This is a genomic window from Aeromicrobium sp. P5_D10, from assembly GCF_054049535.1.
Genome location: NZ_JBFUME010000001.1, coordinates 238,661 through 258,016 on the forward strand (window position 1 = coordinate 238,661; position 19,356 = coordinate 258,016).

Below are 19,356 nucleotides of genomic sequence, written 5' to 3' on the forward strand. Positions count from 1 at the left end.
GCTTGCGGCCGAAGCCTCGAAACCTGGCGAGCTTTTCGGCTCATCGGGTTTCGAGGCTTCGGGCGCTGGACGCCCTCGCTCCTCAACCAGCTCGGCCGGTCACTCGCTGCGCGAGATCGGGCCTCGCTCAGACTCCGAGGAGATCGATCACGAACACCAGGGTCTTGCCGGACAGGTGGTGTCCTCCGCCGGCCGGACCGTAGGCAAGCTCCGGCGGGCACACGAGCTGGCGGCGTCCGCCGACCTTCATGCCGGGGATGCCCTGCTGCCAGGCGCCGATCAGCTGCGGCAACGGGAACCTGGCGGACTGGCCGCGGTCCCATGAGGCGTCGAACTGCTCGCCGGTGTCGAACTCGACACCCACATAGTGCACGTCGACGAGCCCACCCGGGACGGCCTCCGGGCCGTCGCCCACGATGAGGTCGGTGATCTGGAGTTCGGTGGGCGCGGGGCCCTCGATGAAGTCGATCTCAGGCTTGTTAGTCATAAGCAAGATCCTTCCACATGGCTGGCTGGCAGTATTAACCCATGCGCGCCACCGTTCTTCATGCTGCCCGGGACATCCGTCTAGACGATGTGGAGGCACCCCAGATCCTTGCCGACACCGATGCAGTCGTACGGGTCGTCGCCTCATGTATCTGCGGCTCCGACCTATGGCCGTATCGCGGCGTCAAGAAGCTGGACGGGCCCGTGAGGATCGGCCACGAGTTCGTCGGCGTCATCGAGCAGGTCGGCGCGGCGGTCTCGACGCTGGCGACCGGTGACTTCGTGATCGCACCGTTCACCTTCTCCGACAACACCTGCAAGTTGTGCAGCCGTGGCGTGCACTCCTCATGCGTCAACGGCGGCTTCTGGGGCGCCGACGACAAGCAGGGACATTTCGCCGACGGCGGACAAGGCGAACTTGTGCGAGTCCCGTGGGCCGACGGCACCCTGGTCGCGACCCCGTCACAGCCCGACGCCGCGCTGATCCCGCATCTCCTGACATTGTCGGACGTTTTCCCGACCGGCCATCACGCTGCCGTCGCAGCAGGGGTCGGCGCGGGCAGCACCGTCGTGGTCGTCGGTGACGGCGCGGTCGGTCTGAGCGGCGTGCTCGCGGCCAAACGTCTGGGAGCACGCCACATCATCGCGATGTCGCGCCACGAAGACCGTCAAGCCATCGCTCGTCGCTTCGGAGCCGACGAGATCGTCGAAGAGCGAGGCAAGGACGGCGCCGCTGTCGTGCGCGAGATCCTCGACGGTATCGGCGCGGACAGCGTGCTCGAATGCGTCGGCACCGGCGACAGCATGAAGCAGGCGATGCTGTCGGTACGTCCAGGCGGCCGGGTCGGGTATGTCGGCGTCCCGCACGACGTCTCGCTCAACATCCCGGCGATGTTCGCCCGCAATATCGGGCTCGCCGGCGGGGTGGCTCCGGTGCGCAGCTACATCGAAGATCTACTCCCCGAGGTCTTGGACGGAACCGTCACGCCGGGCGATGTCTTCGATCTGACCTTGCCTCTCGACCAAGTCGCGGCAGGCTATCGCGCGATGGACGAGCGTACCGCGATCAAGACGATGCTGACCTTGTGAACGGTTCCGTCGCCACCACCGCATCGAGATTGAGCGGGCCGTAGATGTGCGGGAACGGCAATGGCTCACCAGGCACTTCGTCGAGCTGCCACGGTGACGTCAGCAAGCCGGTGTCTATCGTCAACCGGATGACGGGTCCGGTCACCGCGCGATAGAACCTGGCATGGACAGCTGCGACCTGTTCCGCCTGCGAACAGTGGATGAAACCGACCTCCGCGAGGTCGAGTCCCAGCGTCGAGACGGTGTATGTGCCGGCGGTCTGCGCCGCGAGCCACGCCTCCTCGAGTGCGAGGTGGAAGATCTTCACAGCAGCTTCTCTGCGCCTTCGTTGAGCCGCACCAGACCGCGAGCGAATGAGGTGATCTCTTCAGGCGTCCAGTCCTCGAAGATCGCTTTGAGCCTCGCGTGTCCTCGTCTGCGGTATTCGGCGATCAGACGTTGGGTCTCGGGCTGCGCGACGAGCAGCTGTGCCCGCCCGTCGTCGGGGTCCGGAACCCGGGTGATGAGTCCGTACTTCTCCAAAGCGGCCGCGGCCCGACTGGCAGTGGACTTGTGGGCGCCGAGCTCCTCTGCGAGCTCAGAACCGCGAATTCCGTCCGGGGAGTCGCAGATCACGAGCAGGAAGGTGAACGTCCCGTAGTCGAGCTTGGGATGGATCTCCCCCAGGGTCCGGAGAGCCCGTCCACGCACGCGGCGAACGAAACGGGTCAGCTCGAAGTCGACGTCGAGGTCGGCTGGGAGATCGCTGGTCATGAGTGAACCTTATAGAACGCCTGGAACTCCCCGAACCGTTCGGGGAGTTCCAGGCGTGTGGGTCGGGTCAGCGAAGCTCGGTCGACGTGAGGTTGAGCAGGCGTCGTGCCACGATCAATTGCTGGATCTGCTGGGTTCCCTCGAAAATGTCGAGGATCTTGGAGTCGCGCGACCACTTCTCGATCAGCTGGTTCTCGCTGTAGCCGAGCGTTGCGGCCAGCTCCACGCAGCGAAGGGTTATCTCATTGCCGACCCGTCCGGCCTTGGCCTTGGCCATCGACGCTTCCATCGAATTGGGCTTGCGGTTGTCGGCGAGCCAGGCCGCCTCCAACGTCAGCAACAAGGCGGCCTCCCAGTCGGCCTCCATCGAGATGAACGTCGCCGCGGCGTACGACTGCGACTGCACGGGACGGTCGTAGTCGATGACGACACCGGCCTTCTCCAACAACTCCCGGGTGTCCTCGAGCGCCGCGCGGGCGCAGCCGACGGCCATGCCGGCGACCAGCGGACGGGTGTTGTCGAAGGTGGCCATCGCTCCGGCAAAGCCCTGCTTGACGTCGATCTCCGGATTTCCCAGGAGGTTCTCCGCGGGGACCCGGCAGTTGTCGAGAACGATCACCGCGGTGTCGGACGATCGGATTCCGAGCTTGTGTTCGAGGCGTTCGACCCGGATACCGGGCAGGCTCTTGGGCACCAGGAACGACTTGATCGCGGCACGGCCCAGCGCCTTGTCGAGCGTCGCCCACACCACGACGGAGTCGGACCGTTCACCGGCGGTGACGAAGATCTTCTCACCGTTCAGGATGTAGGCGTCGCCGTCCTTGACCGCGGTCGTGGTGATCGCGGCGGAGTCGGAGCCGAAGCTGGGCTCGGTGATCGCCATGGAGGCCCAGGTGCCCTTGAAGCGCTCCAGCTGCTCCTCGTTGGCGACCGACGCGATCGCGGAGTTGCCGAGGCCCTGGCGCGGCATCGAGAGCAGCAGGCCCACATCGGCCCAGCACATCTCGATGATCGACAGGACCGACGACATATTGGTGCCGTTCTTGACCTTGCCGTCCTTCGCCTCGTCCTCATCGCGGCTGCCGACTGCTCCGGCACCGGCACCTTGTCCTTGGCCGGAGTCGCCCATGCCGTCGACGAGCGATGCCAGGAGATCGAGCTCCTTGGGGTAGGCGTGTTCGGCCAGGTCGTACTTGCGCGAATTGGCGCGCAGGAACTCCTCGGCGACCTGATGCGCCTGTTTGATGAACGGACGGAACTTGCGGGGGGTTTCGAGATTGATCATGAGTATGTCCGCCCTCAGACGAGGACTGCTCCTTCCATCAGGCCGACAGCACGCAGATCGCGATACCACCGCTCCACCGGGTGTTCCTTGACGAAGCCGTGGCCGCCGAGCAGCTGCACACCATCGGTGCCGATCTTCATTCCGTACTCGCCGGCGAGTCGCCTCGCGAGGGCGACCTCGCGCGAGAAGTCCTGACCGCGCTCGGCACGAGCCGCGGCCTTGAGGGTCACGAGTCGCATGCCTTCCAGTTCGATCGCGATATTGGCGACCATGAAGGCGACGGCCTGACGATGTGCGATCGGCTCGCCGAACGCCGAGCGCGTCTTGACGTAGTCGGACACGTAGTCGAGGACGGCGCGTGACGTGCCGAGAGCGAGTCCTGCCCAGGCCAGGCGCGACAACCGGATGCACTCTCGGTAGTCGGCGGGATCTCCCTCGCCGAGAATCGCATCGGCAGAGAGCTCGACGTCTTCGAGGATCAGACGGCTCAGACCCGCGGCGCGCAGACCCATGCTGGGATCGGCCTCGATCGAGACGCCGGGACTGGCCGACTCGACCAGGAACAGGGTCGGACCACTGCCTTCGAGATCGACACCGACGATGAAGAGTTCGGCCTCGATCCCGCGTACGACAGCTGATTTCACACCGTTCAGCACATACTTGTCGCCACGCTTGACCGCTGTGCTCTGCAGTTCGAACGGGTCGAACAGCGCACGGGGTTCAGCGATCGCCAGAGCCGAAGCCGGGATGTCGTCACCGGCGAAATCGGGAAGATATGTCTGCTGTTGGGCATCTGTGCCCCACAGCGAGATCGCTGTCGCGACGGCCGCCGGCGCAAGACACGCCACGGCCTGTCCCATATCGCCCTCGGCGAGCGCCTCGGCCACCAGAACGCCGGTGACGGTCGAGCGTTCCTCGGAAAGACCGCCCAGCTTCTCGGGGATGTTGATCAGTGTCAGACCGAAATCGCTGGTCTGCGCGAGTACTTCCTTGGGCGTGTCGTTGACGTTCTCGGCCTCGGCTGCGCCCGGACGCAGCACCTCGGCGGCGAACTCCTTGATGACGCCGACGATCATCTGCTGATCCTCGGTCGGTTCGAGATCGAACACGCCGCGGTCGGACGGCTGGCTCAATCGCTGGGGCTTGCCTGAGCCTTTGACCCGTTTGAAGGCGCGGCTCGAGGCGCCGGCGACACGGAATCCGCTCCGGGCGCCTTCGTAGACGGCCCGTTCGGTCGTCTTACGTAGCTTCAGCTTGTCGATGGTCGGCGAACTGGCGATGCGATTGAGCACCGCCAGGCCGATCCCCATGGGATCGCGACGAGTAGCCACAGGAACTCCTAGAAGACTGGGTCGGGTTGGACTGAGTTGCCCACCACGTGTCAAGTGTAACTCTCGTTTGCACTTCGACATACCAATGGTATTCCACTTCACATCCCGGGACCAGCACCACGGCCCGAAACCCTTCTCGATAACCTTGGTGAACCTGATCTGAGGAGCCCAGCACCAGTGACGTCCACCGCATCGCAGTCCCGCCCGTTACCTACCGGCGGCGCTGTCCGTCCCATCACGCGCTGGGGCACGCCCGTGATGCACCGCGAGCTCGCAGACGTGACCGAGTTCGACGATGACCTGCGCACTCTGGTCGCCGACATGGTCGCCACGATGTACGCCGCCCGCGGCGTCGGCCTGGCAGCCAATCAGGTCGGCGTCGACCTGAAGGTCTTCGTCTTCGACTGCCCTGACGACGACAACAACCAGATCACCGGAGTCGTGTGCAATCCCGTGCTGACCCTGCCCGAAGGCAAGGAACGCAATCTTGAGGACGACGATGAGGGCTGCCTTTCGCTGCCCGGCGCCTTCACGGGTTGCGCACGTCCGGATCTCGCCCATGTCAGCGGCTTCGACGAGAACGGCGAACCGGTCGAGTTCACGGGCAACGGCCTGCTCGCCCGCTGCCTGCAGCATGAGACCGATCACCTCTTCGGCACTGTCTTCGGCGATCGCGTCCCCGAACGCTCGCGCAAGAAGCTCTACAAACAACATGAGGAACTCGCCGACAGCTATCCCGACGACTGGCCCGTCACGATCCTCGTCGACGAGGATGTCATCGAACGCTGAGACCGCGCCGACGGCACCGCCGATCGGCACGACCGGACGAGGAGGGTCATGGGAGGCATGCCGCACACGACGGCTCCATCGTCGATCCCCCTGACCCTCAACGCGATTCGCAATGCGACCGTCCCGGGCAAGGTGACTGCTGCGTTCCTGGAGGCCAACGGGATCCCTTCCGGCGAGGGCGGTCACGTCGTCGGCATGCTGCGCGCCCTCGGTTTCGTCGACGGTGCAGGACGTCCGACCCTGACCTGGAACCGCTACCGACGCCCGGACCATTCCGGTGTCGTGCTCGCGGGAGCCCTGCGCAGTTCCTACGCTCCCCTGTTCACCCGCTACTCGGATGCACCCGATCGCGATATCGCCGCACTCAGCAAGGTCATCCGCCGCCACACCGAATACTCCGAGCATCACGTGACCCGCACCGCCGAGTGCTTCCTGACGCTGGCGCAGCATGCCAACTTCACCGTCTCGGTGATCCAGACGTCCAAGAGCCCGGCCTCACGGCAGGTGAGTCTGACCACCCACGAACGACTGCTGGCGATGCGGCGACTCACCGCCGCCCATCAGGAAGCGCTCGAGTGCACTCGGTACGAGTTGCACCGGCCGGCGCATGTCTCGGCCTGGAACGGATTCACTGCCTTGGCCCTGACGATGCTCGCTTCCAACGACTTCTCGGCGGTGAGGGCGATCCGCCCCAGCTGGAGCGGCGGCACGATCGAGGATCTGTCGGTGCGCACCAACGGCGAACTGCTGCTGGAGATGCTCTCCTCGCTCGATCTGTGCACGGCCGCCGAAGTCGACAACCTGGAGATCCTCCTGCAGGCACGAGACGACTCCGCCCGTCCCACGTTCTTCACGCCGTCAGCCGATGAGACCGCCGACTACATCAGTGATGTCGTCACTGCCGCACTCTCGCTCGTCCACCGCATCCCTGCAGCGGTGCTCTAGCGTCCACCGCATCCCTGCAGCGGTGCTCTAGCGTCCACCGCGGCGCTCGTCTTGGACGCCAGCGCACCGGCCCACCAGGAACGATGGCGTCCAGGTCAGCGCCGGCGCAGCTCCCAGCACGCCACCGCGACCGAGGACGCCACGTTGAGCGAGTCGATCGCGGCCGCCATGGGAATCGTGATGCGATAGTCGGCGGCCTGCTCCCAGTGAGCCGTCAGCCCGTGGCCCTCTGAGCCCACGATGACGGCCATTCGTTCGACGTCGCGGGGTACCTGATCGATCGCCACCGAATCGTCGGCCAAGGTCATGGCGTACGTCGTGTAACCCGCATCGCGGAGCAGATCAGGTGCGCCGTACCAGTCGTCGACGCGGGCGTAGGGCAGCCAGAACACCGAACCCATCGAGACCTTGATGGCCCGCCGGTACAACGGGTCGGCGCAGCGTGGCGACAACAAGACCCCGTCGAACCCCAATGCGGCGACGCTGCGGAAGATCGCGCCGACGTTGGTGTGATCGGCGAGGTCCTCGATGACGACGACACGTCGAGCATCCGCGAGCACCTGTTGCGGCGACGGCAGAGCGGGACGTTCGAGCGCTGCCAGAGCGCCTCGGTGCACGTGGAAGCCGGTGACCCTCTCGACCGCCTTCTCATCGAGCACGAAACAGGGCGCATCGGTCGTATCGAGGATGTCGGCCAGCCCATCGAGCCATTTCGGCGCCATCAGGAACGAGCGCGGCGTGTGGCCCGACTCGACTGCTCTGCGCACGACCTTCTCGCCCTCGGCCAGGAAGATCCCGCCGTCGACCTCGTGTTTGAGCCGCATCTGGACGTCTCGGAGGTCGAGGTAGTCGCGCAATCGCGGATCGTCCAGGTCTTCCAGTCGTACGATCTCGGCCACCGCGTTAGCCTATCGACCATGAGCCTTGATCGTCCCGTCACACCTGATCCCTACCCGCTTCTGCCCACCGTCGCATCGTTCACGGTCACCAGTACGGATGTGTCCGACGGCTATCCACTCAAAGACGACCAGGTCAACAGCGGCGGCGACACCTCGCCGCAACTGAGCTGGACCGACGTTCCCGAGGGGACCAAGTCCTTCGTCGTGACCTGCTTCGACCCCGATGCACCGATCGTGTCGGGTTTCTGGCATTGGGTCGTGGTCGACCTCCCGGCCGACGTCACCGAGTTGCCCACCGGCGCCGGCAGCTCCGACGCATCACTGCCCGGCGGTGCCTTCCACGTGCGCAATGACGGCGGCGGCCTGTCGTACATGGGCGCTGCTCCCCCGCAAGGCGATCAGGTGCACCGCTATTACTTCGTCGTCCACGCTGTGGGAGCCGAGACTCTGGGCGTCGACGCATCAGCGTCCCCGGCGGTCGTGGGCTTCAACCTGGCGTTCAAGACGCTGGGCCGGGCCATCATCCAAGGCACCTACGCCCACTGACCGTCCGCGAGTGGTGCAAACCTTCCCGCGAGTGGTGCAAACCGCCCCGCGACTGGTGCACTTTGGTCAGACACGCCGTCTTGAAACGTCCAGAGCGCACCACTCGCGGGAAGGGTTTCTATTTGGCTTGAGCGTAGGAGTTCGCGCGGGCCAGGACGTTTCGCACATAGTCGTCGGAGTGGTTGTAGGAGAACACCGCTCGGGTCCACCCCTCGCCCGTCGTCAGATCGCCGCCGGACGCACACAAGTAGCGGCCGGCAGCGTAGGCGGAGTCGAAGATATTGTGCGGATCGTCCGTGCCGTCGCTGTTGCCGTCAGAATGCCATTTCTCCCAGGTCGACGGGATGAACTGCATGGGTCCGATCGCGTGGTCCCATTTCGTGTCGCCGTGCCACTGTGCCGACTCCTCGTCTGATCGGATCGCGGCCAGGCCCGGTGAGCCATCGAGGGCCGGGCCGAGGATCTGCCGCGAGGTCGTGCCGTCCGCCAACAACTGGGATCCGCTGTTGGTGCCGTGTCCCGATTCGATCCCGCCGATGCCTGCCAGGGTCGTCCAACCGACCTTGCATCCGGGCTGTTCCTTGGCCATCCGCAGCGATACCGAGCCGTAGGCCGCCACCGCGACGCTGCTGATGCCGGTCTGCTGCGAGACCCGGGCGATCCACTGAGGTGCGACCCCGGCGGTGGTGGCGGCCTGTGGTGTCGCCGCCTCTTCGGTGGGCTGGACGGGCGACATCGTCGTGACGGGTTCGGGGGGCAGCGCAGGATCGATCGCGGCCGTGCCGTCTCGTGCCGGGATATCGTTCGGCGTACTCGCGAAGATCGCGATCGCGATCAACAGCACGAGTGCGCTCAAGCCACCCAGCACGCCCAGGAGCAGTCCTGTCGTGGAGCGAGAGTCTCGTGGGTGATCAGCCAAAGCGACCGTTGACGTAATCCGCTGTGCGGGGATCTTGGGGGCTGCCGAACATGGAACCAGTATCCCCATGCTCCACAATCACGCCGGGCGTGCCCTGGGCGGCGAGGAAGAACGCGCACTGCGAGGAGACCCGGGCGGCCTGCTGCATATTGTGCGTCACGATGACGATCGTGACCTCCCGGGCGAGCTCGAGCATCGTCTCCTCGATGACCCTGGTGGAGGTCGGATCGAGTGCCGAGCACGGTTCGTCCATCAAAAGGACGCGCGGTTTGATGGCCAGCGAACGGGCGATGCACAAGCGCTGCTGCTGCCCGCCGGAAAGACCGCCGCCTGGCGCGTCGAGCCGATCTTTGACCTCATTCCACAAACCGCCCTTGGTCAGGCACGATTCGACGAGTTCCTCCCGCGCGGCACGATCGATCTTGGTACCGGTCAGTTTGAGTCCGGCCAGCACATTCTCCTGGATCGTCATCGCCGGGAACGGATTGGGCTTTTGGAAGACCATGCCGATGGATCGCCGGGCATCGGTCAGCTTGCGCTCCGGATCGTAGATGTCCTGGCCATCGAGTTCGACGCTGCCGGCGAGCGAGGCCGAAGGGATCAGTTCGTGCATGCGATTGAGGATTCGCAGGAACGTCGACTTGCCGCAGCCGGACGGACCGATCAGGGCCGTCACGGCACCGGCCGGCATCGTCAGCGAGACCCGGTCGAGCACCTTGTGGGTACCGAACCAGGCCGAGACCTCATTCGCCTTGATCTCGGCCAGGGTCGGTGCAGCGGGAACGGCCGGCAGGACATCGGTGTACGAGCCCGCCTCGACATCGAATTCAGGTGCGGTCATGGTCATGGGTCGAGCCTCTCTGGAGTACGGAGCACACACGACCGGCCCCGCGTCCCGGAGGACACGGAGCCGGCTGCTGTGTGCGGGTCTGGCATGCGTTACTTGGTGACCTTGAGCTTGACGGTCGAGGAGGTCGAGCTGCCGTAGTTGCCGTTGCCCGTGAACGTTGCCTTGAGCGACAGCGTTCCCTTCTTGGACTGCTTGGCGATCGTGATGGTGGCGACGCCGTTGCGCACCGTGCCCTTGCCGACGATCTTCGAGCCGGCCTTGATGACGACTGCACCGTTGGCCTTGACCGCAGCCCCGTTGATGACGACCGAGACCTTGGCCTTCGTCGCCTTCTTGACCTTGATCTTGGCCGGGCTCAACGTGAAGGACGTCTTGGTCGTCGCCTTCGAGACGCTGAGCGGTGTCGACGCGGTGTCCGCGCTGTACGTCGCGGTGCCGGCCAGCGATGCGGTCACAGTGTGCGAACCGAGCGCGGTCGTGCCGGGAACCGTGTAGAAGCCGAAGCCGTTCTTGAGCGCGACGTTGACCGCAGCACCGTTGTCGACCTTGACCTGGACGTTGCCCGTCGCCGCAGCACCGTCGACGGTGGCCGAGACGACTGCCAGACGTGCCGAGCCGTAGGTGCCCGACGGGTTCAGCAGACCGACTGTGACCTGCGAAGGCGCCTTGACCGAGGCCGATGCGGTCCCGGTCGAAGCATTGAACCCGAGCGAGTCGGCCGGGATGAACTCGGCGGTGTACGAGTAGTCCCCTGGTGCGACCAGCGTAAGCGTCTTGCTGGCCTTACCCGACACGACCTCGACCGGCACACCGATCGCGGTGCCGCCCTGCTTGAACTGCACCGTACCCTCGACGTCACTGGACGCGTCGACTGTCGCGGTCAGCTTGACCTTGCTGTCGTTGATCGACTCGGCCGTGAGGGTCGTCTCGGTGTCGACCTGCGAGGTCGTCACGAACGTCGACACAGCGGCCTGCGTCGGCTCCCCGCACACTCCACCGGCACTGGCACGTGCCAGCTGGTCGAAGCCGGCGGCCTCGATCAGGGGCTTGGCCGCGGGGCTGCAGATGAAGCCGTTCCCGGCGAACACGGAGTTGAGCTTGGGGCCGAGGACACCGTCCGACAGGTCAGTCCCGCGCACGACGTTGTACACCGCGCGGTACGCCTTGAAGCCCTTTTCGAGCTTGATGCTGCTGGTCAGACCCTTGGCACGAGCCGTCGAGAACGGCGCGATAGCGTTCGGATCACTCTTGATCAGGGTGTCATCGTGCTCTTGGCTCGTGGACACGGTTCCGGCGAGCGTGACGTCGGAGCCCGAGTTCGCCGCCTTCAACTGCGCGATGAAGAACGAGTAGGTTCCTGAAGTCGTCGGCGGGACATACGGCTTGATGACGCCGGGGGTGCCACCGAGCTGACTCCAGTTGGTGACCTGGCCGCTGTAGATCTTGACCATGTCGGCCGGGGAGATCGTGGCCGGAGCGTTCGAGGTCGTCGCACCCGACACGGCGAGCTTCAGACCATCGACCGCGAACGGGTACTGCTGCAGTCCGGCCGAGATCTCGGCGGCATTGAGCGAGGAGGACGAACGCGCGAAGTTCACGTCGGGGTTGTTTCCGGTGCTGTAGAGCTTGGCCTTGCCCGAACCCGATCCGTTGATCGTGGAGCGAGCGATCGCCGCAGATCCCGAGCGCAGTGTCACGGTGGCCGGATCGCCGGCGGCCGCGAACGAGGCGATCTTGAATCCGGCAGTCCCGGCGTTGAAGCCATTCACGCCGTTGGCACCCTTGGCCAGGTAGTCAAGGGCGATTTCGATCGTGTCGGACCCGACTCCGACGAGGTCGCCAGCTGCGGGGGTGAAGTTCGGGTCGTACGCAGTGTTGGCCGCGCTGGCCGGTCCGGCCAGTCCTACGGTCATTGCCGTGCCGGCCACGAGTGCGCCGGCCACGGCGAAGGAGACTCGCTGACGAATCATTCCTGGGATCCTCTTCTCATATGTGCTGCGCCAGCGGGATGCTGTCGCCCACGAGCAACGTATGGCTGTTGGGGTGTGCTTGGCAGGGTTTGAGGTGAACGGCAGATGTCCATCAGACGGCAAGTTGGAATCGCTGCAATCACAGGAGATTCGGCAGCAGATACATCGCCAGATCGGATGTCAACCAGGCCAGCGCGACGATGATCGGCGCGGCGATGATCCAGGTACGCACAAGTCCGAATCGTTGGCGTGCCCAGATCGTCCCGACTGTCGCCAGCGCCAGGGCTCCAAGGCTCAGAGCCAGCGAAGGCATCACGGTCGTGTCACCGGCCATCGCGACTTCGGTCTTGCTCACGGTATTGGGACGTCCGCCCGGAGCTTCGAACGATTTCCCGGTCAGCTGCGCGTCGACGTAGACAACCTTGCTCGGAGAGAGCGCCCCGAGACTTCCCGACCCCTCCGAGGTGACCATCGTGATGCGCGACCCGGCACCGGTCGGCGGTGCCGGCATGGGATCACCGGCTCGGCGCACCGTGGCGATTCGGTACTCCGACGTGCCCTGCGCCGTCGTGACCTTCATGGTGCGGCCGGCCGCACCATCGAGCATCACCGCCATGGGCTTGCCGAATGTGCGTGACTTGCCGTAGACGATCGAGACGCCGGCCTGACCAGGCAGAACCGTGTCACGGCGGTGTCCAAGCCCTGAGAGCAGGGCTCCAGACGACGTACCCTCCGTGACGACCTGTTCATATCCGAGCGCCGGGATAGAGAACAGCGCGACTGGAGCACCCGGGGCGATGACTCCCCCGGTGGGCGCTGTCGCGGCAGCGAGCTGGGTCCGGAAGTCGAGATACAGGCGGTCCTGCGCGCGCCCCTGCTCGATTCCGCTGAGGAACAGCAGTTGCGCCAGGAACCACATCAAGATGATCGCGAAGACCGTCAACGACGTGCTGATGATCGACGTCGACTCAGCCAGGGTGACCGGCGCGCGGTCTCGACGAGGCAGGATCGGCCACACCTGCGCGGGTTGACTGGCCCGCCGACGACCATTGAGGATCGCCGTCACTTGCGTGCCTTCACGATCGCGATCAGGCGAGTCGCCGGCCCACCCAGGCCGGCAAGCAGGGCAAGAGCCAGGAGCATGGGAAGCAGCACCTGGGCCGGTCGCGATGACGCACCTGCGGTCGGGCTGGTCTCCAAGGTCTGGGTCCCGTCTCCCGAGGCCGACGGAGGTTCGTCCTGGGCGTCCGGGGCAGGGCCGTCAACCGGCGTGTCGGAACCACCGCCGCCCGGCGACTGCGTCTCGGGCTTCTTGACCGGCGACTTCGCCTCCTTCTGTGCCGCGACGAGCGCGGCGACGTCCTGGGCCCGCTCATACAGCGCGGCTGTCGCACCCTTCTTGGTGATCGGCACGAAGCCGTCGGGAAGCCTGCCATTGCCCGAGCCGGGGACCTGCCCCTCTGTCGTCGCGATCTTGATGAACGACGACACGTTCTTGGCCTCGGGTTTGGCGAGCCCACGCAGCTTGGCAGTCGTGTAGACGATCATCGTGCCGGGATAGGCCTCGGGATTGTCGCGCAGCCTCTTCATCGGCAACGAGAACGCCGCGGTGTTCTTACCCGGCTTCGCGATACGCGCTGCGGCCAAGATGCTCTTGACAGTAGGTGCGATGAACGTGCGTCCCTCGTCACTGACGAACTTGGCAGTCGGCGACATCGACGACTGGGTCTGGAGCTTGGCCGTGCGCAGACCGTACCTCTGCGCATCGCCCAAACTCACAACGCCCAGCATGAACCGAGCTCCCACACCCTGCCGATCGATGCGACCGACCTTGTACGGCTCGGCCGGGTTCGGCCGCTCGCACTTGGTCTGCACATTGGGCCACGCATCGAGGACGGCTTCGGCGATCTTGCGAAGGCTCGAAACCGGCGCCGCGAGCTGCCCGAAGTAAGCCGCCGGGTTGTCCTGGCGGCACTTCTGCTCCGACTTGGGCTGGAACTCATCGAGCAACGGATACTCGCTGACCGGCAGCTCGATGCCCTTGTACGACGGGTTGACGACCATTCCCCACGGATCTGTCTTGCCCGAGATGAATGCCTTGGCCTCAGGGTCGGCCTGCAGGTACTCGGTCATGGCCTTGATGACATCAGACGACTCCGAGAGCGACAACATATTGGCTCCGGCCTCCCGCGCAATCGAGTCGAGTCCGGGGTTGAGCGCCTTGAACTCAGGATCCTGGTTGAGCGACATCGGATTCTTGGTCAGGCCCGGATGCTGGGCGCCCAGACTCGAACCCGTGTACGACTGCGTCAGCAGCTTCGCGATGAGCCGCGGATTCAGGTTGAGCGCAACCTGCTCGCCGGCATTATTGGGCTTGTCGACGACATAGGAGACCGCGAACCCGGTCAATGCTGTGGGGGCATAGCCGATCGGGTCCTCCGTCGACCTTTCACGGGTTCCCGACACGAACGCTCCCGCCGCTGAGCCGGTCTCGACCAGCTTGAACGCCGGAGCGTCACCGACAGTCGTGTGCTGGAAGGTGAACCGCTTCTTGTTGAGGCAATACGCCGGCGCCCATTGCATCGTGGCCTGGCTCATGAGCTCGGAACCGTAGAAGTCGACCGGCGTGCGGCTGTCCACGACATCGCAGACGTCCGGCGGCAGCGCAAAGGTCAACGGTACCGCGATCCGGTTGCGCCAGTTGGACTCGCTCCACCAGTACACCGGTGAGACGGCCGCGTCGATCCCTTCGTTGGCGAAGTTACTCGACCCCGGCTCGAAGCGTCCTGCCCGGCGGCACTCGCGATCGGCGTCGATGCAGCTCAAACCCATGATGGGAATCGCCACGATCGAGCATGGAGTGTCGTCCGTGCAGCCCAGGGATTCGTTCTCAACGGCCGAACGAACCTCGAAGTTGATCTCGCCCTTGCCGTCCTTGCCGGTGAATGCAGCCACCTCCGACGGCGGGAACGATGCGCCGACTGCAGCTTCCGGCGGCATGGTCTCACCCGTGCAGGACGGGTAGACCTTGCCCGAAGCTGCCTTGAAGGGTGTCACATGGGTCGAGAACACCGCGATGTCATTGCAGGCCGCAGGAATCGGGTCGAGGCCGGACTTCTCGCCCCGGTCGGCTTCCGTCGCGTACAGATCGTGCCGCCACACCGCAAAGCTCGGCGATGTGGACTGCGAACGCTGCTGGCGGGTCGAGGTGAAACAGGTTTCGGGCCGGATCTGCTTGGCTGCGGGCAGTTTCGGGTCGTCGATGCCCCGGCACTGCAGCAGGACCAGCGGATACTCCTGGTTCAGGCCGTTCTCGCCGTAGGGGTCCGCCGCGCGGGCCGCGCTCGGTCGTGCGCCGGACCAGTTGACCTTGACCCGTTCACGCCCACGCAGGTTCTTGGTGTGATCGACCTTCAACGTCACATCGCGTCGGTCGACGGTCTCATCGGCACCGCCGGCGCTCCTGAATTCGCGAGTCACGGTCTTGGTCTTGCTGAACGCCCCCTCGTCGGCGCCCGCCGCCGCGGCAGGTGTGGTCACGCCACCCACCACGGTGCCAGCAAGCAGCATCAGCGTCGCAAGCATGTACAAGCCTCGTCGGGCTAAGTTGACCTTCATCAGAATGCTCCTTGGCGCTTGCGCGCGCGTCGGCGGAAGTACACGGCGCCCACTCCCGGGGCCAGGACGATGACGAGCAGCTGGGCCGCCGCTAACGCACCGAAGACTTTGTTGTCGCCGGCGCGGCTCGAAACGAGTTCGGTCGGCACGGCCTCCGATCCGGGTCCTCCGGCGGAACCGCCGCCAGAAGCAATCCCTGTTTCGGGATCGACCGCACCAGGTATCTCATCTCCCCCCGTCGGCGCATCGCCGCCTGCAGGAGCATCGGTACCGCCGCCTGCACCGGCCGCGGGCTTATCGCCGCCGGACGCCTCGGCAACCGTCGTCGGCGCCGATCCGGTCGGACCGACGCACGGTCCCGCGCCCACCTTGTCGCACTTGGCCGGTTGCGGCGCGATCTCGGCCAGATGGTTCTTGGCCAGATTTCCCTTCGTGAACGTCGGGTTATTGCACTTCGTGACATCTCGGTTCTTGAAGTTGACGTTGGGATCGGCGGTCGACAGTTTCTTGAGCTGGGTGAATCCGGCCTGCACGAGATTGAGCGGCAGCGGCGAGTAGCCAAGATTTCCCGCACTCCCCTGGCCCTGGCACAGCGAGTAGAACATGAAGTCGGCCAGAGTCTGCCGTTTCGCAGTTGTCATGCGACGGTCGTTCTTGCCGGTCGGCAGGAGCATGTAGGAGTACGAGGACAGCGGATAGGCCCGCGGATCGGACGCCGTGTAGACGCCGTCCAGGATCGAGGTCAGGTAGTTCTGCGATCCTTTGTCCTGATTGATCTTGGCCCGTGTCAACGCTACTGCGACGTTGTACTGCGTCGGCTCGACGAAGTATCCGGCCCGGTTGAGCACCTTGACGACCGGGTAGTTCTTGTTCACTGGGTACGAGTACTCGACGTACCCGATGGTCCCCTGGCCGGACCTGCTGGAGATCGTGTTCATGACCTGATCCGAGCCCGAGGCGCCGATCATCTTGCTGCCGGACTTCTTGGGATAGTACGACGTCAGGCCCGAACGTCCGAAGTACGAGCGCCAGATGCTGGAGTGCATCTTGTCCATCCAGGCGGTGAACTGCGCCGTCGTGCCCGAGCCGTCAGAGCGTACGACCGGGATGATCGGCAGCGACGGCAGTTTGCGGCCGTTGTTGTCCTTGGCGATCGCGGGATCGTTCCAATTGGTGATCTTGTTCGTGAAGATCTTGGAGATCGTGTCCCCCGACAGGCGCAGGTTCTTGACCGGCTTGCCGGCGACGTTGAGCTGATATGTGAACGCCGTGCCGCCCGCGACGATCGGCATGTACGCGTACTCGCGCGATCCGGCCGTATCGACGTTGCCGAATTCATCTTTGCCCTGGTACGGGATCTCCGTGATGCCGAAATCGGTGACGTTATTGGCGAAATCCTTGCGGCCCTGCGAGGAGCCGGCACCGTTGTAAGCGATCTTCATGCCATTGTCTCTGACTTTGGCGATCCATTGCGACACGATGCCCTGCGACCAAGTGGACCCCGAGCCCTCGATCTGCGCGTAGGCGGCGGCGTTGGCTGGACGCGAACCTGCCAACAGCACGGCGACCGACAAAATGCCGATCAGCGTGCTCATGATGAGCGGTTTGCGGGCGATGGTGATCAACGGGTGCCCTTTCTGGGACGGGCCAGTAGTCGGGCCATGACGAACAGGATGAGGACGATGGCGAGCAGGATCGCGGCGGCGCCGTAGGCGCGCTCGATGTAGATCGGCTCGCCGCTTCGGACGGTGGAGAAGATGAACAGCGGCAGCGAGTTCATGACGCCGTCGGCAGGATTGGCGACCATGAAGCTCGCGGCACCCGAGGTCAGCAGCACCGGCGAGGTCTCTCCGATGCCGCGTGCGACGCCGAGGATCACCGCCGTTGCGAGGCCGGGACGCGCTGTCGGCAGCACGATGTGCCACACAGTCGACCAGCGTGACGCCCCGAGCGCGAGACTCGCCTCGCGCAGATTGCTCGGCACGACGCGCAGCACGACGTCCGCTGCCCGGGCGATGATCGGGAGCATCATGACGCCGAGCGCCAACGCGGCGGCGAGTCCCGAACGCGGAACGCCAAGACCCACGATCAGCGTCGTGTAGATGAACAAGCCCGCCACGATCGACGGCAGCGCTGTCATGGCTTCCACGACGGTGCGGACGATTCGGGCGAATTTCCCGCCCACCTCGGTCATATAGACCGCGGTACCGATACCGAGTGGGATCGTGATGATGATCGCGATTCCGACCTGGATGAGCGAGCCGACGATCGCGTGTGCGACGCCGCCCTTGGTCAGCGGATCACGCGGGCCGACGCCCGACATGTCGTCGAAGAACGTGTTGAGGTGGATCAGCGGCTTCCAGCCTTTGGCGAAGACGAACACCACGGTCGAGACGAGTGCTACGCCGACGAGCAGTGCGGCCAAAGTGATGACGGTTGTCACCACCCGGTCGGCCACCTCTGGCCAGCCCGAGTCGATCGCTGTGATGACGGCGATCAGGATGACACCGACCACGACAGTCGTCAGGGTGAACACGATCGGGCCGTTCCACGGCAGCAGTCTCCCGCACACGAGCCAGGCCATCGCGAACGCTGCGACCCAGCATCCGAGGACCTCGAACTTCTGCTCGGCGGTCGACTTGCTGAGCAGGCGACGCTGAAAGACCGGAACGGACTCGGTCGAGGACGGCTCGGTCCGCACGTGAGTCGTGCCCGTCGAGACGATCGTCGTCGGCGCTTCATCGATATCGATGCTCATCAGGCGTCGGCCCCTTGTCCAGAACGGCTGCGCGCCACGACCATGGACGCCAGACTGTTGATGCACAGCGTGATCAGGAACAGCACGAATCCGGCGGCCAACAACGCCTGCAACTGGGAGGCGGTCGCCTCGCCGAAACGTCCGGCGATCAGCGCCGACACCGTGTTGGTGCCCACTTCGAGCGGCTTGAATTTGATGTCGAAGGACGGCGAGATGATCAGCAGCACCGCGATCGTCTCGCCGAGCGCGCGGCCGAGGCCCAGCATGGTTCCGCCGATGACGCCGCCCTTGCCGAACGGCAGGACGACGCTCTTGACGACTCCCCAGTGCGTCGCGCCGAGCGCGAATGCGGCCTCTCGCTCGCCGGGAGGTGCCTGACTGAACACCTGCTGCATCACGGCGCAGGCCATGGGAATGACCATCATGGCCACCGCGATACCCGCGATGAACGCCGAGGCGGTGTAGCGGGTCTGCTCCCAGATAGCGGCGTTCGGATCGGCGTCGACCCGAAAAAACGGGATGAAACCGAGGTGAACGTGCAGCCAGTGCGCGAGGCTGCTCGCATAAGGGCTGATCAGCGTGAACCCCCACAGCCCGTAGATGATGCTGGGCACCGCCGCCATGAGGTCCACCAGCGACACCAACGTCGGCCGGATCCGTGCGGGGGCATATTCGGCGATGTACAGCGCCGTCAGCACCGAGAGCGGGAACGCGATCGAAAGCGCCACGATCGCGACCGTGAACGTGCCCATCACTACTGCCGCGATGCCGAGCACATCGGCTTCGGGCTGCCACTGGCGTTCGGTGAAGAAGCTCAGTCCGTAGTGTCCCAATGTGGGCAGGAACGACTTGGCCAGGAACAGGCCGATGCCGCCGGTGATGAGCAGCACTATTGCCGCGACAGATCGACTGATGAGGAGAAAGGCCCGGTCGGATCCGGTCGGATTGGTGGCCAGCTCACGCGGCTCATCGAGGTCTGCGTCCGGCGGGCCGGAACGCAAGATCGTGCTCACAGAGGGTTCTCTTCTCGGGTTGCAGTCGTGCTTGTCCCGAGCAATATAGGGTCACCGATCTGCCGATCCGGCCGCCTGCGGTGAACGTGGAATGAACGCTGGCCA

Annotated in this window: 18 protein-coding genes; 4 read left to right on the top strand and 14 right to left on the bottom strand. The window is 65.0% G+C overall.

From position 1 onward, the window contains the following. Positions 1-127 precede the first annotated feature (127 nt). Positions 128-487 carry an FKBP-type peptidyl-prolyl cis-trans isomerase gene (locus ACXJKC_RS01220; RefSeq protein WP_456694839.1) on the bottom strand — a complete coding sequence of 120 codons (360 nt, stop codon included), beginning with the start codon at positions 485-487 and terminating at the stop codon, positions 128-130. Positions 488-528: 41 nt separating this feature from the next. On the opposite strand from ACXJKC_RS01220, the gene ACXJKC_RS01225 reads away from it, so the two are divergent. Next, positions 529-1,575, top strand: coding sequence for a zinc-binding dehydrogenase (locus tag ACXJKC_RS01225; protein WP_456694840.1), 1,047 nt, complete (start codon positions 529-531; stop codon positions 1,573-1,575). Here the strand turns inward: ACXJKC_RS01225 and ACXJKC_RS01230 are convergent. From ACXJKC_RS01230 to ACXJKC_RS01245, 4 genes are all read right to left on the bottom strand, one after another. Then, entirely contained in the window at positions 1,553-1,882 is a 330-nt protein-coding gene (locus tag ACXJKC_RS01230; RefSeq protein ID WP_456694841.1) for a DUF952 domain-containing protein, read from the bottom strand. The two genes, ACXJKC_RS01225 and ACXJKC_RS01230, sit on opposite strands and share 23 nt — an antisense overlap. Then, positions 1,879-2,328, bottom strand: coding sequence for a MarR family winged helix-turn-helix transcriptional regulator (locus tag ACXJKC_RS01235; RefSeq protein ID WP_456694842.1), 450 nt, complete (start codon positions 2,326-2,328; stop codon positions 1,879-1,881). Before ACXJKC_RS01235 ends, ACXJKC_RS01230 begins: the two co-directional genes overlap by 4 nt. A gap of 67 nt (positions 2,329-2,395) precedes the next feature. Then, positions 2,396-3,613, bottom strand: a complete 1,218-nt coding sequence (locus ACXJKC_RS01240) for an acyl-CoA dehydrogenase family protein (RefSeq protein ID WP_456694843.1) — start codon at positions 3,611-3,613, stop codon at positions 2,396-2,398. 14 nt (positions 3,614-3,627) lie between these two features. Beyond that, entirely contained in the window at positions 3,628-4,944 is a 1,317-nt protein-coding gene (locus ACXJKC_RS01245) for an acyl-CoA dehydrogenase family protein (RefSeq protein ID WP_456694844.1), read from the bottom strand. Between the two features lie 177 nt (positions 4,945-5,121). On the opposite strand from ACXJKC_RS01245, the gene def reads away from it, so the two are divergent. Together def and ACXJKC_RS01255 are read left to right on the top strand one after the other, a co-directional pair. Then, positions 5,122-5,733, top strand: coding sequence for a peptide deformylase (def, locus tag ACXJKC_RS01250; RefSeq protein WP_456694845.1), 612 nt, complete (start codon positions 5,122-5,124; stop codon positions 5,731-5,733). Between the two features lie 48 nt (positions 5,734-5,781). Then, the gene (locus ACXJKC_RS01255) at positions 5,782-6,678 is read left to right on the top strand and encodes a DUF5343 domain-containing protein (RefSeq protein ID WP_456694846.1); all 897 of its coding nucleotides are present in this window, start codon (positions 5,782-5,784) and stop codon (positions 6,676-6,678) included. A gap of 95 nt (positions 6,679-6,773) precedes the next feature. Here ACXJKC_RS01255 and ACXJKC_RS01260 read toward each other — a convergent pair whose 3' ends face one another. Then, positions 6,774-7,577 (bottom strand): TrmH family RNA methyltransferase, encoded by an 804-nt coding sequence (locus ACXJKC_RS01260; protein WP_456694847.1) that lies wholly within the window; start codon positions 7,575-7,577, stop codon positions 6,774-6,776. Between the two features lie 18 nt (positions 7,578-7,595). On the opposite strand from ACXJKC_RS01260, the gene ACXJKC_RS01265 reads away from it, so the two are divergent. After that, positions 7,596-8,123 carry a YbhB/YbcL family Raf kinase inhibitor-like protein gene (locus ACXJKC_RS01265; protein ID WP_456694848.1) on the top strand — a complete coding sequence of 176 codons (528 nt, stop codon included), beginning with the start codon at positions 7,596-7,598 and terminating at the stop codon, positions 8,121-8,123. Positions 8,124-8,241: 118 nt separating this feature from the next. On the opposite strand, the gene ACXJKC_RS01270 is transcribed toward ACXJKC_RS01265, so the two are convergent. The 8 genes from ACXJKC_RS01270 to pstC form a co-directional block, all read right to left on the bottom strand. After that, complete coding sequence (locus ACXJKC_RS01270; RefSeq protein ID WP_456694849.1) at positions 8,242-9,042, bottom strand: lytic transglycosylase domain-containing protein; 801 nt, start codon at positions 9,040-9,042, stop codon at positions 8,242-8,244. Continuing rightward, positions 9,035-9,889, bottom strand: coding sequence for a phosphate ABC transporter ATP-binding protein (locus ACXJKC_RS01275; RefSeq protein WP_456694850.1), 855 nt, complete (start codon positions 9,887-9,889; stop codon positions 9,035-9,037). Before ACXJKC_RS01275 ends, ACXJKC_RS01270 begins: the two co-directional genes overlap by 8 nt. Before the next feature lie 92 nt (positions 9,890-9,981). Further along, on the bottom strand, positions 9,982-11,862 hold the full coding sequence (locus tag ACXJKC_RS01280) for an Ig-like domain repeat protein (protein WP_456694851.1): 1,881 nt from the start codon (positions 11,860-11,862) through the stop codon (positions 9,982-9,984). A 139-nt stretch (positions 11,863-12,001) separates the two neighbouring features. Beyond that, positions 12,002-12,928: a sortase domain-containing protein gene (locus tag ACXJKC_RS01285; protein ID WP_456694852.1), complete on the bottom strand. Its 927-nt coding sequence runs from the start codon at positions 12,926-12,928 to the stop codon at positions 12,002-12,004. Continuing rightward, positions 12,925-15,480 (bottom strand): hypothetical protein, encoded by a 2,556-nt coding sequence (locus ACXJKC_RS01290; RefSeq protein WP_456694853.1) that lies wholly within the window; start codon positions 15,478-15,480, stop codon positions 12,925-12,927. Before ACXJKC_RS01290 ends, ACXJKC_RS01285 begins: the two co-directional genes overlap by 4 nt. Next, positions 15,480-17,075, bottom strand: coding sequence for a substrate-binding domain-containing protein (locus tag ACXJKC_RS01295; protein WP_456694854.1), 1,596 nt, complete (start codon positions 17,073-17,075; stop codon positions 15,480-15,482). The genes ACXJKC_RS01290 and ACXJKC_RS01295 overlap by 1 nt, the downstream gene beginning before the upstream one ends. A 26-nt stretch (positions 17,076-17,101) precedes the next feature. Then, positions 17,102-18,238 (bottom strand): phosphate ABC transporter permease PstA, encoded by a 1,137-nt coding sequence (gene pstA / locus ACXJKC_RS01300; protein WP_456694855.1) that lies wholly within the window; start codon positions 18,236-18,238, stop codon positions 17,102-17,104. Further along, on the bottom strand, positions 18,238-19,251 hold the full coding sequence (pstC, locus tag ACXJKC_RS01305) for a phosphate ABC transporter permease subunit PstC (protein ID WP_456694856.1): 1,014 nt from the start codon (positions 19,249-19,251) through the stop codon (positions 18,238-18,240). Before pstC ends, pstA begins: the two co-directional genes overlap by 1 nt. Positions 19,252-19,356 lie beyond the last annotated feature (105 nt).

What these genes read in the sequence shown, in the direction of transcription:
- ACXJKC_RS01220 (WP_456694839.1), bottom strand. Translation starts at nt 487, where the DNA reads ATGACTAACAAGCCTGAGATCGACTTCATCGAGGGCCCCGCGCCCACC.
- ACXJKC_RS01225 (WP_456694840.1), top strand. Translation starts at nt 529, where the DNA reads ATGCGCGCCACCGTTCTTCATGCTGCCCGGGACATCCGTCTAGACGAT.
- ACXJKC_RS01235 (WP_456694842.1), bottom strand. Translation starts at nt 2,328, where the DNA reads ATGACCAGCGATCTCCCAGCCGACCTCGACGTCGACTTCGAGCTGACC.
- ACXJKC_RS01240 (WP_456694843.1), bottom strand. Translation starts at nt 3,613, where the DNA reads ATGATCAATCTCGAAACCCCCCGCAAGTTCCGTCCGTTCATCAAACAG.
- ACXJKC_RS01255 (WP_456694846.1), top strand. Translation starts at nt 5,782, where the DNA reads ATGGGAGGCATGCCGCACACGACGGCTCCATCGTCGATCCCCCTGACC.
- ACXJKC_RS01265 (WP_456694848.1), top strand. Translation starts at nt 7,596, where the DNA reads ATGAGCCTTGATCGTCCCGTCACACCTGATCCCTACCCGCTTCTGCCC.
- ACXJKC_RS01275 (WP_456694850.1), bottom strand. Translation starts at nt 9,889, where the DNA reads ATGACCATGACCGCACCTGAATTCGATGTCGAGGCGGGCTCGTACACC.
- ACXJKC_RS01280 (WP_456694851.1), bottom strand. Translation starts at nt 11,862, where the DNA reads ATGATTCGTCAGCGAGTCTCCTTCGCCGTGGCCGGCGCACTCGTGGCC.
- ACXJKC_RS01290 (WP_456694853.1), bottom strand. Translation starts at nt 15,480, where the DNA reads ATGAAGGTCAACTTAGCCCGACGAGGCTTGTACATGCTTGCGACGCTG.
- ACXJKC_RS01295 (WP_456694854.1), bottom strand. Translation starts at nt 17,075, where the DNA reads ATGAGCACGCTGATCGGCATTTTGTCGGTCGCCGTGCTGTTGGCAGGT.
- pstA (WP_456694855.1), bottom strand. Translation starts at nt 18,238, where the DNA reads ATGAGCATCGATATCGATGAAGCGCCGACGACGATCGTCTCGACGGGC.